This is a genomic window from Sphingomonas sp. SKA58, assembly GCF_000153545.1.
Classification (GTDB): domain Bacteria; phylum Pseudomonadota; class Alphaproteobacteria; order Sphingomonadales; family Sphingomonadaceae; genus Sphingobium; species Sphingobium soli.
On the sequence record NZ_CH959307.1, the window covers coordinates 243,820 to 257,608 of the forward strand.

Below are 13,789 nucleotides of genomic sequence, written 5' to 3' on the forward strand. Positions count from 1 at the left end.
GCCCCCCTGCCCCTCCCATGTCCGGGAGGGGGAATGCGCGTTACAAGGTGCGCTGGCGCTCCTCGACCTCAAACAGTTCGAGCATATCGCCCGGCTTGATGTCGTTGGTGTCCTGAAGCACCGCGCCACATTCCATACCAGCGCGCACTTCGGACACATCGTCCTTGAAACGACGCAGCGAGGCGATGTTGGTGCGCGATACGATGACATCGTCGCGGGTAAGGCGGGCGGCCAGACCCTTGCGAATGATGCCGTCGAGGACCAGCAGACCAGCCGCCTTGTCCTTCTTGCCTGCCGGGAACACCTGAAGCACTTCGGCGCGGCCAACGACCGTTTCGATGCGTTCCGGCGCCAACTGGCCCGCCATTTCGCCACGGACTTCCTCGAGAAGGTCGTAGATCACGTCATAATAGCGCAGCGAGATTTTCTCGCGTTCCGCCAGCTGACGCGCCTTGGCATTGGGGCGGACGTTGAAGCCGATCAGCGGCGCGCGGCTGGCCGCGGCCAGGGTCACGTCGCTTTCGGTGATAGCGCCGACACCCGAATGCAGGATGCGAACCTTGATCTCGTCGGTCGAAATCTTGTTGAGCGACGAAACGATCGCTTCGACCGACCCCTGCACGTCGCCCTTCACCACCACCGGATATTCGATGACCTGCGTGTTGAGCGCCGAGAACATATGCTCGAAGCTGGTCGGAGCGGCGGTCGTGCGCTTCTTGGTCGCCTGTTCCTGACGATAGGCAGCGACTTCGCGGGCGCGGGCTTCATTTTCGACGACCGTCATCTGGTCGCCGGCCATCGGAACGCCCGACAGGCCCAGCACTTCAACCGGGGTCGAGGGACCGGCCGATTTCACCTGCTGCCCCTGATCGTTGATCATCGCGCGGACCTTGCCGCTTTCAGCGCCGACGACGAACGTGTCGCCGACCTTGAGCGTGCCGCGACGGACGAGAATGGTCGCCACCGCGCCACGGCCCTTGTCGAGCTGCGCCTCGATCACATTGCCTTCAGCGGCGCGATCGGGGTTGGCGACAAGTTCGAGCAGTTCGGACTGCAACAAAATCTTGTCGATCAGCGTATCCAAGCCTTGCTTCTTGAGCGCGGACACTTCGACGTCCTGGGTTTCGCCACCCATATCCTCGACAATGACTTCATGCTCCAGCAGGCGCTCACGCACCTTCTGCGGATTGGCTTCGGGCTTGTCGCATTTGTTGATCGCAACGATCATCGGCACGCCGGCCGCCTTGGTATGATTGATCGCCTCGATCGTCTGCGGCATCAACCCGTCATCGGCCGCCACCACCAGGATGACGATGTCGGTGACGTTGGCGCCACGCGCGCGCATTTCCGAAAAAGCCTCGTGACCCGGCGTGTCAAGGAAGGTGATGATGTCACCGCCCTTCGTCTTGATCTGATAGGCGCCGATATGCTGCGTGATGCCGCCGCTTTCGCCCGAAACCACGCTGGTGCCGCGCAGCGCGTCGAGCAGCGAGGTCTTGCCGTGATCGACATGGCCCATGATCGTAACGACCGGCGGACGTGCTTTCAGCGTTTCGGCCGCATCATCCTCGCCCTGCATGCCGATTTCGACGTCGGCATCGGACACGCGCTGAATGCGGTGGCCGAATTCCTCGACCAGCAGCTCTGCCGTATCCTGGTCGATCGGCTGGTTAAGCGTGACGGCGGTGCCCATCTTGAACAGGGCCTTGACCAGATCCGCGCCCTTTTCGGCCATGCGGTTGGCAAGTTCCTGGACCGTGATGCTTTCCGGCACGATGACATCGCGCGACTGTTTCTCGCGCGGCTGACTGCCGCCCGAATAATGAGCGCGACGTTCCTTTTCCCGCGCGCGCTTCAGCGCGGCGAGGCTGCGGGCGCGGGCGCTGTCGTCGTCAGCGAGCGCGCGCGTAACGGTCAGCTTGCCAGACTGGCGACGATTATCGTCGCCCCGCTTGGCACGCTCCGGCTTGGCCGGTTCGGGCCGCTTGGCCGGCGTCACCGGCGTGAAGCGGCGTGGCGGCGGCATCGCCGATGCAGGGGCGGCAGGCGTGGCAGGCGCAGCCGGCGCCGCTTCGGGAGCGGGCTCAGCAGCCGGCGCGGCTTCGGCCTTGGGTTCTTCGGCCGCCGGCTGGGCCGCAGGTGCGGACGCCTCCGCAGCTTCGCGCTCCGCCTCGGCTTCAGCGGCTTGGCGATTTTCCTCCGCCCTGCGCTTTTCTTCCTCACTCGCCGCCTGACGCGCAGCATCCTCACGGCGACGCGCGTCTTCCAGAGCGGCCATACGGGCTTCTTCCGCCTCGCGCAGCAGCTTTTCCTGCAATTCCTTGCGGGACAGCATGGAGTTCTGCGCGACCGGACGGGGCGGCGGCGGAGGCGCGGGCCGCTGTGGCGCAGGCGCTGCGGGCTTGGGGTTCGCCTCGGGCGCAGCCGCAGGCGCAGCACCGGTCGTCTCACCGGGCTTGCCCATGGGGACGCGGCGCCGCTTCACTTCGACCACGACCGTATTCTTGCGGCCATGGCTGAACTGCTGCTGCACCTGACCGGATTCGACGGTCCGCTTGATGCCCAGCGGCTTGCGGCCCAGAACCGGCTTGTCTTCCTTGCTGTCACTCATATGTTCGAACTTAACCCTTCACTTCCGCTCCGGCCGGATAGGCCCGCCGGCGCCTTCAATCCCGATGCCTAACCGACGCCCGGCGCGTCGGTGGAGGCAGGCTCCCCATGCGCGGGCGCTTCGGTAGCGCAACCCAGATAGCTTTCCAAGCGGCCGATAGCGCCGCGAAGACGCGCCGCCGCACGCGAGTCGGTAATCGCGATGTGGACGACATTGTCGCGCCCCATTGCCATAGATAGTGCATCGCGGTCCACAGGCAAGGTGATGCCCGCCAGATCCGTGCCTTCCGCGTCCTGCCCCACGCGCAGCGCCTGGTCCAGCTTGCGATTGCCGTCTGCGGCCGCGTCGGACGCATGCAGCAGCAATTTGACGTCGCCCTTGCGACAGGCGACGTCGATCTTTTCCGAACCCGTCAGCAGCATGGACGCCCGCGCCTCCAGCCCCAGCCGGTCAAGCACCGCCTTGCGCAACCCCTGTTCGATGAGGTCGGGCAGCGTATCAGGGATCTGCAATTCGCCGCTCTTGAAGGCGCGCGCCAGCGCAGCCTTCAGCTTGCCCTTGGCCAAAGCGGATTCCAGTTCGGGTCGGCTGACGCCGATCCATGCGCCGCGCCCGGGCGCCTTGGCGCGCAGATCGGGCAAAATCTGTCCCTCCGGCCCGACGGCCAGACGGATCAGCATGGCGGGATCGGCGCGATCGCCGGTCAATATGCATTTGCGTTCAGTCATGCGCGCTCCTCCGTCAGAACGGAAAGCGGTGCAAGTCCAACGCTGTCGAGGGCGCTTATTCTCTCATCGGGGAGTGTCCGCGGCATTGGCGTCCTCCCTGGATGAAGGGGCCGCGCGGTCGGCGATCAACTGACCGCCGGCCGCATAATTTTCAGGCGACACTTCCGAAATGACGATCTGAACGGCAGCCGCCGGCTTACCCAGCCGCTCGACGAGCGACTGGGTGACGTCGGCAGCGATCGCGGCTTTCTGCTCGCGAGTGGCGCTACCAGCCAGGCGGATGTCGACAAATGGCATGGGTGTCAGGCTTCCTCTTCGAACCAATGCGCGCGGGCGGCCATGATGATCTCATTGCCCTGCTCTTCATTAAGGCCATAGGCCGACAGGATGCCGCCCTTGTCCTCGGTCGTTTCAGACTTGCGGCGACGCTGATCGACACGCTTCTTGGCGATCAGTTCGTCAGTGGCGAGATCGGCAAGATCGTCAAGCGTCTTGATGCCCGCCTTGCCCAGAGTGACGAGCATCGCTTCGGTCAAATGCGGCATATCGGCCAGCGCATCGTCGACGCCAAGCGCCTGGCGCTCCTCGCGCGCGGCGGCTTCGCGGCGGTCCAGCGCTTCCTGCGCGCGGCTCTGCAACTCGGCGGCAAGATCCTCGTCAAAGCCCTCGATTCCGGCCAGTTCCTCGACGGTGACATAAGCGACCTCTTCCAGCTCGCCAAAGCCTTCGGCCACCAGCAGCTGCGAGAGCGTTTCATCGACGTCCAGCTCGTTCTGGAACATTTCGGAACGGGCGACGAATTCCTTCTGGCGCTTCTCGGACGCGTCAGCCTCGGTCATGATGTCGATGGCCTTGCCGGTCAGTTGGCTGGCGAGGCGGACATTCTGGCCGCGGCGACCAATGGCAAGCGAGAGCTGATCGTCGGGAACGACGACCTCGATGCGTTCTTCTTCCTCATCGATCACCACGCGGGCGACCTGTGCGGGCTGGAGCGCGTTGACGACGAAGGTCGCGGTGTCTTCCGACCAGGGGATGATGTCGATCTTTTCACCCTGCATTTCCTGCACGACGGCCTGAACGCGGCTGCCCTTCATGCCGACGCAGGCGCCGACGGGATCGATGCTGCTGTCGCGGCTGATGACGCCGATCTTGGCGCGGCTGCCCGGATCGCGGGCGGCGGCCATGATGGTGATGACGCCATCGTAGATTTCGGGGACTTCCTGCGCGAACAGCTTCTTCATGAATTCGGGATGCGCGCGGCTGAGGAAAATCTGCGGCCCGCGATTTTCACGGCGGACGTTCAGCACAACCGAGCGGATGCGGTCGCCGACGCGGACGACTTCGCGCGGAATCTGCTGGTCGCGGCGGATCACGCCCTCGGCGCGGCCCAGATTGACGACGACATGGCCGAATTCGACGGATTTCACGACGCCGGTAATGATCTCACCCACGCGGTCTTTATATTCTTCATACTGACGCTCACGCTCAGCGTCGCGGACCTTCTGGAAGATGACCTGCTTGGCCGACTGGGCGTCGATGCGGCCAAGGTCAATCGCGGGCAATGGATCGACGATGAAGTCGCCAATCACCGCGTCCTTCTTGAGCTTTTGCCCCTGCTTGAGATCGACCTGCTTGAAATAATCTTCGACCGTTTCGACCACTTCGACGACGCGCCACAGGCGCAGGTCACCGCTATCTGGGTCCAGCTTGGCGCGAATGTCGTTTTCGGCACCATAACGAGCGCGCGCGGCGCGCTGAATCGCGTCTTCCATCGCCTCGATGACGATGGCCTTGTCGATCATCTTTTCGCTCGCCACCGAATTGGCGATGGCAATCAGTTCGGCCTTGTTGGCGGAAATGGCGTTGGCCATGACTTTATGAACCCTTATTCTTCGGTTTCAAATTCGTCCGCCCCATCAGAGGAGAGCGGCATACTAGCAGCAATCAGTGCGTCAGTCAGCAGCAGCTTGGCCTCGTCGACCAGCGCAAAAGGAATTCGGACGTCACCGGACTTGGCGTCGGTGAAAAGTATCTCCTCGCCGTCCACGCCGTTGACGACACCGCGGAAGCTCTTGCGGCCCGATACGATCTCGCTCGCGCCAATCTTCGCTTCGTGGCCGGCCCATTCCTGGAAATCATGCAGGCGTGTCAGCGGGCGATCGATGCCAGGCGAGCTGACTTCCAGACGATAGGCCTCCTCGATCGGGTCGGCTTCATCCAGCACGTCCGACAGGCGGCGGGAAATGGTTGCGCAATCCTCGATGACCAGTTGCTTCGTCCTGGGATTTTCCGCCATGATCTGAAGCGTGTAGTCGTCACCCGATCCGAACAGCTTGATACGCACAAGATCAAAGCCCAAGGCCTGGACCTCGGGTTCTATCAAAGCGGTCAGTGCGGCGATGTCCGCCATGCAATCTCCAGAAACTATCATGCGCGCTTCCGCGTCGCCGCGAGCATCCGCCCGCGACCCCGACATTTTTGACGATGTAAGGAAGCATTGCTGATATAGGCGGAGCGTCGAATATCTGCAACATTATTCGTGATGGCTCATTCTATCAGCCATATTGATTGCCCTGTCGAGAATGGAGACGATGATGCGCCGCCTTCCGCTTGCCGCCCTGCCCTTCATCCTGATCGCCTGCTCGGCGGACAACGCCACGGGCCAGAATACGGCCAGTTCGGCCGACAAACCATTCAAGACATCGATCATCGCCGATTTCGATTCGCCCTGGGCGATGACCTTCCTGCCGGACGGACGCGCGCTGGTCACGGAAAAGGCGGGGGAAATGATCCTGTTCGATCCGAAAAACGGAACGAAAATTCCCGTGTCCGGCATTCCCGCGGTCGACAGCGCAGGGCAAGGCGGGCTGATGGATGTCGTCCTGTCGCCCGGCTTTGGGCAGGACAAAATCGTCTATTTCAGCTTTTCAGAAGCCCGTGACGGCGGCAAGGGCGTGGCATTGGCCAAGGGGAGTTTCAATCAGGCTAGCGATGGGACGACCGCGCTCGATGATGTGGCGGTCATTTTCCGCGCCAGCCCTTATGTCGAAGGCAACGGCCATTATTCGGGGCGGATCGCCTTTTCACCCGACGGCAAATATCTGTTCTTCACCAATGGCGAGCGACAGAAATTCGATCCCGCGCAGGACCCCAAGGCGACGCTTGGCAAGGTGCTGCGCCTCAATCCGGACGGCACACCAGCAGGCGGCAACCCCCTCGCCGCCAAGGGCTTTGATCCCGCCATCTGGTCCTATGGCCACCGCAATCTCCTGGGGATCGCATTCGATAAGGACGGGCGGCTGTGGGAACAGGAAATGGGACCAAAGGGCGGTGACGAGGTGAACCTGATCAAGCCCGGCCTCAACTATGGCTATCCCAAAGTGTCGAACGGCGACCATTATGACGGAAGGCCGATCCCCGACCACGCCCCCGGCGACGGCTTCGAAGCGCCACAGGTCAGCTGGAACCCGGTCATTTCACCGGCCGGATTACTCTATTATTCGGGCGATCTCTTCCCACAATGGAAGAACAGCCTGTTCATAGGCGGCCTGTCCAGCCAGAGCCTGGTCCGGGTCAAACTGGACGGCGAGAAGGCTTCAAAGGCCGACCAGTGGGACATGGGCGCACGCATTCGCGAAGTCGAGCAGGGACCGGACGGCGCATTGTGGGTGCTGGAGGATGGCGGCCAGGGATCGCAGGGACGGATGCTGAAACTGACGCCGGCGGGATAAACCTGCTCGTTCGCGCTGGCCGTAACAAATGCTTCGACCAGCGCGAACGGAATTAGCGGTGCGTCATACCAATCGGCTCTGCTTCACCGCTGCTTCAATGAAGCTGGCGAACAGAGGATGCGGGTCGAAGGGCTTGGACTTGAGTTCCGGGTGGAACTGCACGCCGACGAACCAGGGATGATCCGGTCGCTCGACGATTTCGGGCAAAGTTCCATCGGGTGACATGCCAGAGAAGATGAGGCCGCCCTTTTCCAGCCGCTCGCGATAGCCGGCATTGACTTCATAGCGATGGCGATGCCGTTCGCTGATGTCATCGACGCCGTAAATGCCCGCGACGACGCTGTTGCCGGTCAGCTTGGCGGGATAGGCGCCCAGCCGCATCGTGCCACCCAGATCGGTCTCGGCGGTGCGCTTCTGCAAACCTTCCGCGCTCATCCATTCGGTGATCAGGCCGACAACCGGTTCAGACGTCTCGCCAAATTCGGTGGTCGATGCGTCGGGAATGCCAGCCGTGTTCCGCGCCCCTTCGATGCAGGCCATCTGCATGCCAAGGCAAATGCCGAAGAATGGCACATTGCGTTCACGCGCGAACCTGACCGAGGCGATTTTGCCTTCCGATCCGCGCACGCCAAAGCCGCCGGGTACCAGGATACCGTGCATGGGTTCAAGACTGGCGGCGAGATCATCGCCCTTTTCAAACAGTTCCGCGTCGATCCACTTGACGTTGACCTTCACCCGGTTGGCGAGGCCGCCATGGTTAAGCGCCTCATAGAGCGATTTGTAGGCGTCGAGCAGGCCGACATATTTGCCGACGACGCCGATCGTCACTTCCCCTTCGGGATTGAGCTGACGATCCATGATGTCGACCCAGCGGTCGAGCTTTGGCGGTGGCGCGTCGCCCATCCCAAAGGCGCGCAGGACTTCGCGGTCCAGCCCTTCGGCATGATATTGTTCAGGCACCGCATAGATGCTCTTGGCGTCGCGCGCGGGGATCACCGCCTCGGGGCGGACGTTGCAGAAGAGCGCGATCTTCCTGCGCTCGCTATCGGGCAGCGGATGCTCGCAGCGGCACAGCAATATATCGGGCTGAATGCCAAGCGAGGTGAGATCGCGCACGCTGCGCTGCGTCGGCTTGGTCTTCAATTCGCCTGCGGCGGCGATATAGGGCACCAGCGTTACGTGCACGAAGATCGACTGGCCGCGATCCAGATCATTATGCAGCTGGCGAATCGCTTCCATGAAGGGCAGCGATTCGATGTCGCCAACGGTGCCGCCAATCTCACACAGCACGAAGTCCAGGTCATCGGTGTCGGCCGTCGCGAACGCCTTGATCTCATCCGTGACGTGCGGGATCACCTGCACCGTCGCGCCCAGATAATCGCCGCGCCGTTCGCGCTGGATGATCGTCTGATAGACGCGTCCCTGCGTCACATTGTCCGACTGGCGCGCCGACACGCCGGTGAAGCGCTCATAATGACCCAGGTCAAGATCGGTCTCGGCCCCGTCGTCGGTCACATAGACTTCGCCATGCTGGTAGGGGCTCATCGTGCCCGGATCGACGTTGAGATAGGGGTCGAATTTCCGGATTCGCACACGGAAACCTCGCGCTTGCAGAAGGGCTGCGAGCGAAGCGGCCATCAGGCCCTTGCCAAGCGAGGAGACCACGCCGCCGGTGATGAAAATATACCGCGTCATGGGAGGAGAGGCTTAGCCTTTCGGAACAACAAAGGGCAAGCGCGCGAATCCACGCGCGCTTAAAAAAAGATCGGAAGATCGGCGGAAGGTTTAGTTGGCGAGCGGAACCGCGTCGTTGGACGCGGGCGCGGACGCCGCATTGGCGGCAGCGCCAGCCAGCGGGTCAGTAGTCGCCGGCGCGCTCTGCGTCGCGGGCGCCTGCTTGACCAAAGATGTGTCGATATCGCTGGGCGCATGACGGACCGACGCGATCACCGCCATGACGATCGACAACAGCACGAAGACGCTGGCGAGGATCGTGGTCGATCGCGTCAGGAAATCCGCCGCACCGCGCGCCGACATGAAGCCGGCCGGGCTGCCGCCTACACCCAGACCGCCACCTTCCGATTTCTGCATCAGGATGACGGTGACCAGCAAGGCGGCGATGATCGCCTGCACGACGAGGAGGAAGGTGAACATGCGACAGGTGTCCGGGACAAGAAAAAAGCGTTGGCGCGCACATAGCGACGAAGGCGCGCGGGGGCAACCATGTCGGGCGCCACCGACCGGTCCTTTCCCGCCGAGCGCCTGCGCGTGAGTTTTACGCCGCGGCTTTCATCCGCTGGTCGGCCGCTTCGATGATCGGCGCGAATTTGGCCGCAGAGAGGCTCGCGCCACCGACCAGGCCGCCATCGACATCCGCCAGCGCCATCAGGTCGGCCGCATTGTCGCCGTTCATCGACCCGCCATAAAGAATGCGCATCTTGTCAGCCTCCGCGCCGATCCGGCTCGCCAGCGCGTTGCGCAAGGCGGCATGCATGGTCGCGACCGCTTCCATGGTCGGGATTCGGCCGGTACCGATCGCCCAGATCGGCTCATAGGCGACGGCGAGCCAATCCGCCGCCGCGCCTTCGGGCAGGGAGGCGAGCAGTTGATCCGCGACCACTTGTTCGGCGCGCCCGGCGTCTCGCACGGCCAGGGTTTCGCCGACGCACAGAATGACGTTGATCCCCGCCTTGTGCGCCGCCACCGATTTGGCCGCGATATCGGCATTGGTTTCGCCCCGCGCCTCGCGTCGTTCGCTATGACCTGTGATGACCCAGGTCGCGCCGGCTTCGGCCAGCATGTCGGCCGATAGCGAACCGGTATAGGCCCCACTGATATCCATATGACAATTTTGCGCGCCGATGAAGGCCGCGCCGCGCCGTTCGGACCCCGCCATGATGAGCGTTGCGGGCAGGCATAGCCCGACTTCGACGTCTGGATGCGCCGCTGCGACCCGGCCGATCGCCTCCACTTCATCCAGATGCGCGCGCATCCCGTTCATCTTCCAGTTGCCGACAACCAGCTTGCGCCTGTTCATCCGCCAAGTCCCCTGTGATTATTGCTGCACGTAGCGCCCGCGCACGTCGTCGCCGCTCCGGTAAGCGGCGCCTCCAAGACGCGCGTGGGTGCCAGGCAAATGCGATGGACGGGCATCGCGCATTTGTCCAGTCCAAGCCTTGCCGCCGCGCCGTTCCGCCCTTAAAGCGGGCCGCCATACCGCCTGTAGTTCGGACATTTTCATGCTTTCTGTCTTTCGCCGCATCATCCATTCCAAGTTCGGCGCGATCTTCGCGTTCCTGTTCCTGGGCGTCATCGCCGCCGCCTTCATCCTGGGCGACGTGACCAGCGGTCAATTTGGCGGTGCAAGCCTGTCGGGCGGCGGCACCGCGGCCAAGGCGAAGGGATACAAGCTGACCGTCGCCGAATTGCAGGACCGGGTGCAGCGCGTGTTCGAAAATGCGCGCCGCTCAAGCCCCGAACTTCAGATCGGCGAATTTTTCGCACAGGGCGGCGGCGCGCAGGTGTTCGATCAATTGGTGCAATCGCTGACGCTGCGGGCCTATGCCGACGATCAGGGCATCCATATCTCCAAACGGCTGGTCGATGCGCAGATCGCGCAGATCCCGGCCTTTCAGGATGCGGCGGGCAATTTCAGCAATGACAATTTCCGTGCCCTTCTGGCGCGCGAACGGCTGAGCGAACAGGCATTGCGCGACGATATCAGCCGCGAAATCCTGCAACGCCAGTTGCTGGCGCCTATCGGTATTGGCGCACGTCCATCGGAAAATCTGGTCCTGCCTTATGCCTCGCTGCTGCTGGAGGCGCGCCAGGGCCAGGTCGCCGCCATCCCGGCCGTCGCCTTCCTGGACGACAAGGACCCGACCGACGCGCAGCTCGCTGACTTCTACAAGAAGAACAGCGATCGCTTCACCATCCCTGAACAGCGTCGCATCCGCTACGCTGTCGTTGACGCTGAGCGCTTCGCGCAGGCGTCGATGCCCAGCGATGCGGAAATCAGCGCTTATTACAACCAGAACAAGGCGAACTACGCCGCCAGCGAAAACCGCAGCGTCGAACAGCTTGTGCTGCCGACCGAAGCGGGCGCCAAGGCGATCGCAGCGCAAGTGAAGGCCGGCAAGTCCTTGCCCCAGGCCGCGCAAGGCGCCGGCCTGTCAGTCTCCACGCTGGACGCGCAAAGCCGCGGCCAGCTGACCAGCGCGACGAGCAAGGCGGTGGCGGACGCGGTCTTCGCCGCCAGGCAAGGCGAACTGATCGGGCCGGTGCGCGGGCCGCTCGGCTGGCTGTTGCTGCGCGTCACCGCGGTGCAGGACAAGCCCGCCCGGCCGCTGGCCGCTGTGCGCGACGAGATCGTCAAGACGCTGCGCGTGCAAAAGGAAAAGCAGCTGCTCGGCGACTTTACCGCCAAGCTGGAGGACCAGATCGCCGATGGCGGGACGTTTGACGAAGTGGCAAAGGATAATGGCCTGAAGCTTGAGACCACGCCGCCGCTGCTGGCGACTGGCAAGCAGGTCAAGGACATGGCCTATGTCGCCCCTGCGGACGTTCAGCCGCTGCTGTCCCCGGCGTTCACCATGAGCGCGGATGATGACGCACAGCTGGTGCCGATCACGCCGGACAAGCGCTATGCGTTGATTGCGCCCGGGCAGATCATCGCCGCAGCCCCGCCTCCGCTGGCCGAGGTCAAGTCGCTGGTGCAGGCCCAGTATAAGTTGAACGCCGGCAATCAGAAGGCCAAAGCTCTTGCCGAGCAGATTCGCGCCAAGGTGGCGAAGGGCACGAAACTGGCGGACGCGATCAGCCAGGCGGGCGTCAAGCTGCCCGCGCCACAGACGCTGGGCGGCCGCCGTGCCGACATCATGCGGGCCGAACAGCGCCCGCCGGCCGAAGTGTCGATCCTGTTCGCCATGGCCGAAAACAGCGTCAAGACACTGCCGATCAGCGAAGGCCGCGGTTATTTCGTCGTCCAGCTGACCAAGATCGAGCGCGGCGATGCCAAGGGCAATCCCCAATTGCTGGCACAGGTGCGCGACCAGATGGGTGAGGTGATCGGCCAGGAATATGGCGAGCAATTCGAGCGCGCGGTCGAGAAGGAACTGGGCGTGACGCGCAACCCCAAGGCGGTGGAGCAGGTGCGCGCTGCGCTGGCTGCGAACAATAGCGGCGGCCAGTAAGCATGGCGGATGGGGGGAATGACGGTATCGCCGCTGCACGCGCGGCCCTGTCGCGCGGCGAATCAGCGCTGATCTGGCGGCGCCAGATTGCAGATACCGACACGCCAATTTCCGCCGCGCTCAAATTGTTCGAACCCGATCGCGGCGATTATCTACTGGAATCGGTCGAAGGCGGCGCGGTGCGTGGGCGGCACAGCCTGATCGGACTTGCCCCCGACCTCGTCTTCCGGGCCAATGGCCAGAAGGCAGAAATCAACCGGCACTGGGCAGCAGACCGCAACGCCTTCCAAGCTGAAAGCGTCGGCGCGCTCGACGCGTTGCGAGCGTTGGTGGCCGAATGCCGGGCGGAGATGGACCCGGCCTTGCCCCCGGCGCTTGCCTGTCTGGTTGGGTATTTCGGCTATGAGACGGTGGGGTTGGTCGAAAAACTGCCCCGCCCGGCCCCGAACCCGATCGGCGTGCCTGACATGCTGTTCGTGCGGCCAACGGTAATCCTGGTCTTCGACCGGCTGGCTGACGCCCTTTATATCGTCGCGCCGGTTTGGAAGGGCAGCTTCACCGATATCGATCGCGCCATGTCCGACGCGTTGGAGCGGATTGACGCGACGGCCGCGCGGCTGGCGGCCCCGATCCCCGCAATGCCAGCCACGGACGAGATCGCGGACATCGCTGTAACCCCGGTGCTGGAGCCGGGACGCTATGCGCACATGGTGGAGACCGCGAAGGACTATATCGTGGCCGGCGACATCTTTCAGGTGGTCCTGGCGCAGCGCTTCACAAGTCCGTTCACACTGCCTCCGATCGCCCTGTATCGCGCGTTGCGGCGGATCAATCCGTCGCCTTTCCTCTATTATCTCGACCTCCCCGGATTTGCACTGATCGGGTCCAGCCCCGAAATATTGGTGCGCGCTCGGGACGGTGAAGTGACGATCCGGCCGATTGCCGGGACGCGCCCGCGCGGCAAAAGCGCTGTCGAGGATGCCGCCAATCGCGAAAGCCTGCTCGCAGACCCCAAGGAGCGCGCCGAACATCTGATGCTGCTGGACCTGGGCCGCAACGATGTCGGTCGCGTGGCCGCCGCCGGGACAGTGACGGTGACAGAAAGCTACAGCGTCGAATTTTACAGCCATGTCATGCACATCGTCTCTAACGTCGTGGGCCGGCTGGCGGACGACAGGGATGCGATCGACGCGCTGTTCGCCGGATTCCCGGCGGGCACCGTATCGGGCGCGCCCAAGGTGCGCGCGTGCGAAATCATCGCGCAGCTGGAACCCGAAACGCGCGGCGCCTATGCCGGCGGGGTTGGTTATTTCGGGCCGGACGGCAATATGGACAGCTGTATCGTGCTGCGCACGGCCGTGCTGAAGGATGGCGTCATGCATGTGCAGGCGGGCGCTGGCATCGTCGCCGATTCCAACGCTGAATATGAGCAGCGCGAATGTGAAGCGAAAAGCGGGGCGTTGCTGGCGGCCGCGCGCGAAGCGGTCGCGCTGGCGCGTCAGCCGACCTTCGGCCAATGATCAATTG

11 protein-coding genes are annotated in these 13,789 nt (G+C 63.4%); 3 read left to right on the forward strand and 8 right to left on the reverse strand.

Translation table 11 applies throughout. The features are described from left to right. Positions 1-40: 40 nt before the first annotated feature. From infB to rimP, 5 genes are all read right to left on the reverse strand, one after another. Positions 41-2,611 carry a translation initiation factor IF-2 gene (gene infB / locus SKA58_RS10450; protein WP_009822391.1) on the reverse strand — a complete coding sequence of 857 codons (2,571 nt, stop codon included), beginning with the start codon at positions 2,609-2,611 and terminating at the stop codon, positions 41-43. Between the two features lie 68 nt (positions 2,612-2,679). After that, on the reverse strand, positions 2,680-3,339 hold the full coding sequence (locus SKA58_RS10455) for a DUF448 domain-containing protein (protein WP_009822392.1): 660 nt from the start codon (positions 3,337-3,339) through the stop codon (positions 2,680-2,682). A gap of 63 nt (positions 3,340-3,402) precedes the next feature. Next, positions 3,403-3,636 (reverse strand): tautomerase family protein, encoded by a 234-nt coding sequence (locus SKA58_RS10460; protein ID WP_009822393.1) that lies wholly within the window; start codon positions 3,634-3,636, stop codon positions 3,403-3,405. A 5-nt stretch (positions 3,637-3,641) separates the two neighbouring features. After that, complete coding sequence (gene nusA, locus SKA58_RS10465) at positions 3,642-5,210, reverse strand: transcription termination factor NusA (RefSeq protein WP_009822394.1); 1,569 nt, start codon at positions 5,208-5,210, stop codon at positions 3,642-3,644. Positions 5,211-5,224: 14 nt separating this feature from the next. Beyond that, positions 5,225-5,749 carry a ribosome maturation protein RimP gene (rimP, locus tag SKA58_RS10470; RefSeq protein ID WP_037542979.1) on the reverse strand — a complete coding sequence of 175 codons (525 nt, stop codon included), beginning with the start codon at positions 5,747-5,749 and terminating at the stop codon, positions 5,225-5,227. A gap of 184 nt (positions 5,750-5,933) precedes the next feature. Here rimP and SKA58_RS10475 point away from each other — a divergent pair, with 184 nt between their 5' ends. Further along, on the forward strand, positions 5,934-7,070 hold the full coding sequence (locus SKA58_RS10475; RefSeq protein WP_037543406.1) for a PQQ-dependent sugar dehydrogenase: 1,137 nt from the start codon (positions 5,934-5,936) through the stop codon (positions 7,068-7,070). Positions 7,071-7,133: 63 nt separating this feature from the next. On the opposite strand, the gene SKA58_RS10480 is transcribed toward SKA58_RS10475, so the two are convergent. From SKA58_RS10480 to tpiA, 3 genes are all read right to left on the reverse strand, one after another. Continuing rightward, positions 7,134-8,765 carry a CTP synthase gene (locus tag SKA58_RS10480; RefSeq protein ID WP_009822398.1) on the reverse strand — a complete coding sequence of 544 codons (1,632 nt, stop codon included), beginning with the start codon at positions 8,763-8,765 and terminating at the stop codon, positions 7,134-7,136. 90 nt (positions 8,766-8,855) lie between these two features. Then, complete coding sequence (gene secG, locus SKA58_RS10485; RefSeq protein ID WP_009822399.1) at positions 8,856-9,224, reverse strand: preprotein translocase subunit SecG; 369 nt, start codon at positions 9,222-9,224, stop codon at positions 8,856-8,858. Positions 9,225-9,345: 121 nt separating this feature from the next. Then, positions 9,346-10,107 (reverse strand): triose-phosphate isomerase, encoded by a 762-nt coding sequence (gene tpiA, locus SKA58_RS10490; RefSeq protein WP_009822400.1) that lies wholly within the window; start codon positions 10,105-10,107, stop codon positions 9,346-9,348. 202 nt (positions 10,108-10,309) lie between these two features. On the opposite strand from tpiA, the gene SKA58_RS10495 reads away from it, so the two are divergent. Together SKA58_RS10495 and trpE are read left to right on the forward strand one after the other, a co-directional pair. Further along, positions 10,310-12,262, forward strand: a complete 1,953-nt coding sequence (locus tag SKA58_RS10495) for a peptidyl-prolyl cis-trans isomerase (RefSeq protein WP_009822401.1) — start codon at positions 10,310-10,312, stop codon at positions 12,260-12,262. Positions 12,263-12,264: 2 nt separating this feature from the next. Then, the gene (gene trpE, locus SKA58_RS10500; protein ID WP_009822402.1) at positions 12,265-13,782 is read left to right on the forward strand and encodes an anthranilate synthase component I; all 1,518 of its coding nucleotides are present in this window, start codon (positions 12,265-12,267) and stop codon (positions 13,780-13,782) included. The last annotated feature ends 7 nt before the right edge of the window (positions 13,783-13,789 follow it).

Excerpts from the sequence above, each read along its gene's own strand:
- nusA (WP_009822394.1), bottom strand. The coding sequence starts at position 5,210 with ATGGCCAACGCCATTTCCGCCAACAAGGCCGAACTGATTGCCATCGCC.
- trpE (WP_009822402.1), top strand. The coding sequence starts at position 12,265 with ATGGCGGATGGGGGGAATGACGGTATCGCCGCTGCACGCGCGGCCCTG.
- infB (WP_009822391.1), bottom strand. The coding sequence starts at position 2,611 with ATGAGTGACAGCAAGGAAGACAAGCCGGTTCTGGGCCGCAAGCCGCTG.
- secG (WP_009822399.1), bottom strand. The coding sequence starts at position 9,224 with ATGTTCACCTTCCTCCTCGTCGTGCAGGCGATCATCGCCGCCTTGCTG.
- SKA58_RS10460 (WP_009822393.1), bottom strand. The coding sequence starts at position 3,636 with ATGCCATTTGTCGACATCCGCCTGGCTGGTAGCGCCACTCGCGAGCAG.
- SKA58_RS10495 (WP_009822401.1), top strand. The coding sequence starts at position 10,310 with ATGCTTTCTGTCTTTCGCCGCATCATCCATTCCAAGTTCGGCGCGATC.
- SKA58_RS10475 (WP_037543406.1), top strand. The coding sequence starts at position 5,934 with ATGCGCCGCCTTCCGCTTGCCGCCCTGCCCTTCATCCTGATCGCCTGC.
- SKA58_RS10455 (WP_009822392.1), bottom strand. The coding sequence starts at position 3,339 with ATGACTGAACGCAAATGCATATTGACCGGCGATCGCGCCGATCCCGCC.
- tpiA (WP_009822400.1), bottom strand. The coding sequence starts at position 10,107 with ATGAACAGGCGCAAGCTGGTTGTCGGCAACTGGAAGATGAACGGGATG.
- rimP (WP_037542979.1), bottom strand. The coding sequence starts at position 5,749 with ATGGCGGACATCGCCGCACTGACCGCTTTGATAGAACCCGAGGTCCAG.
- SKA58_RS10480 (WP_009822398.1), bottom strand. The coding sequence starts at position 8,765 with ATGACGCGGTATATTTTCATCACCGGCGGCGTGGTCTCCTCGCTTGGC.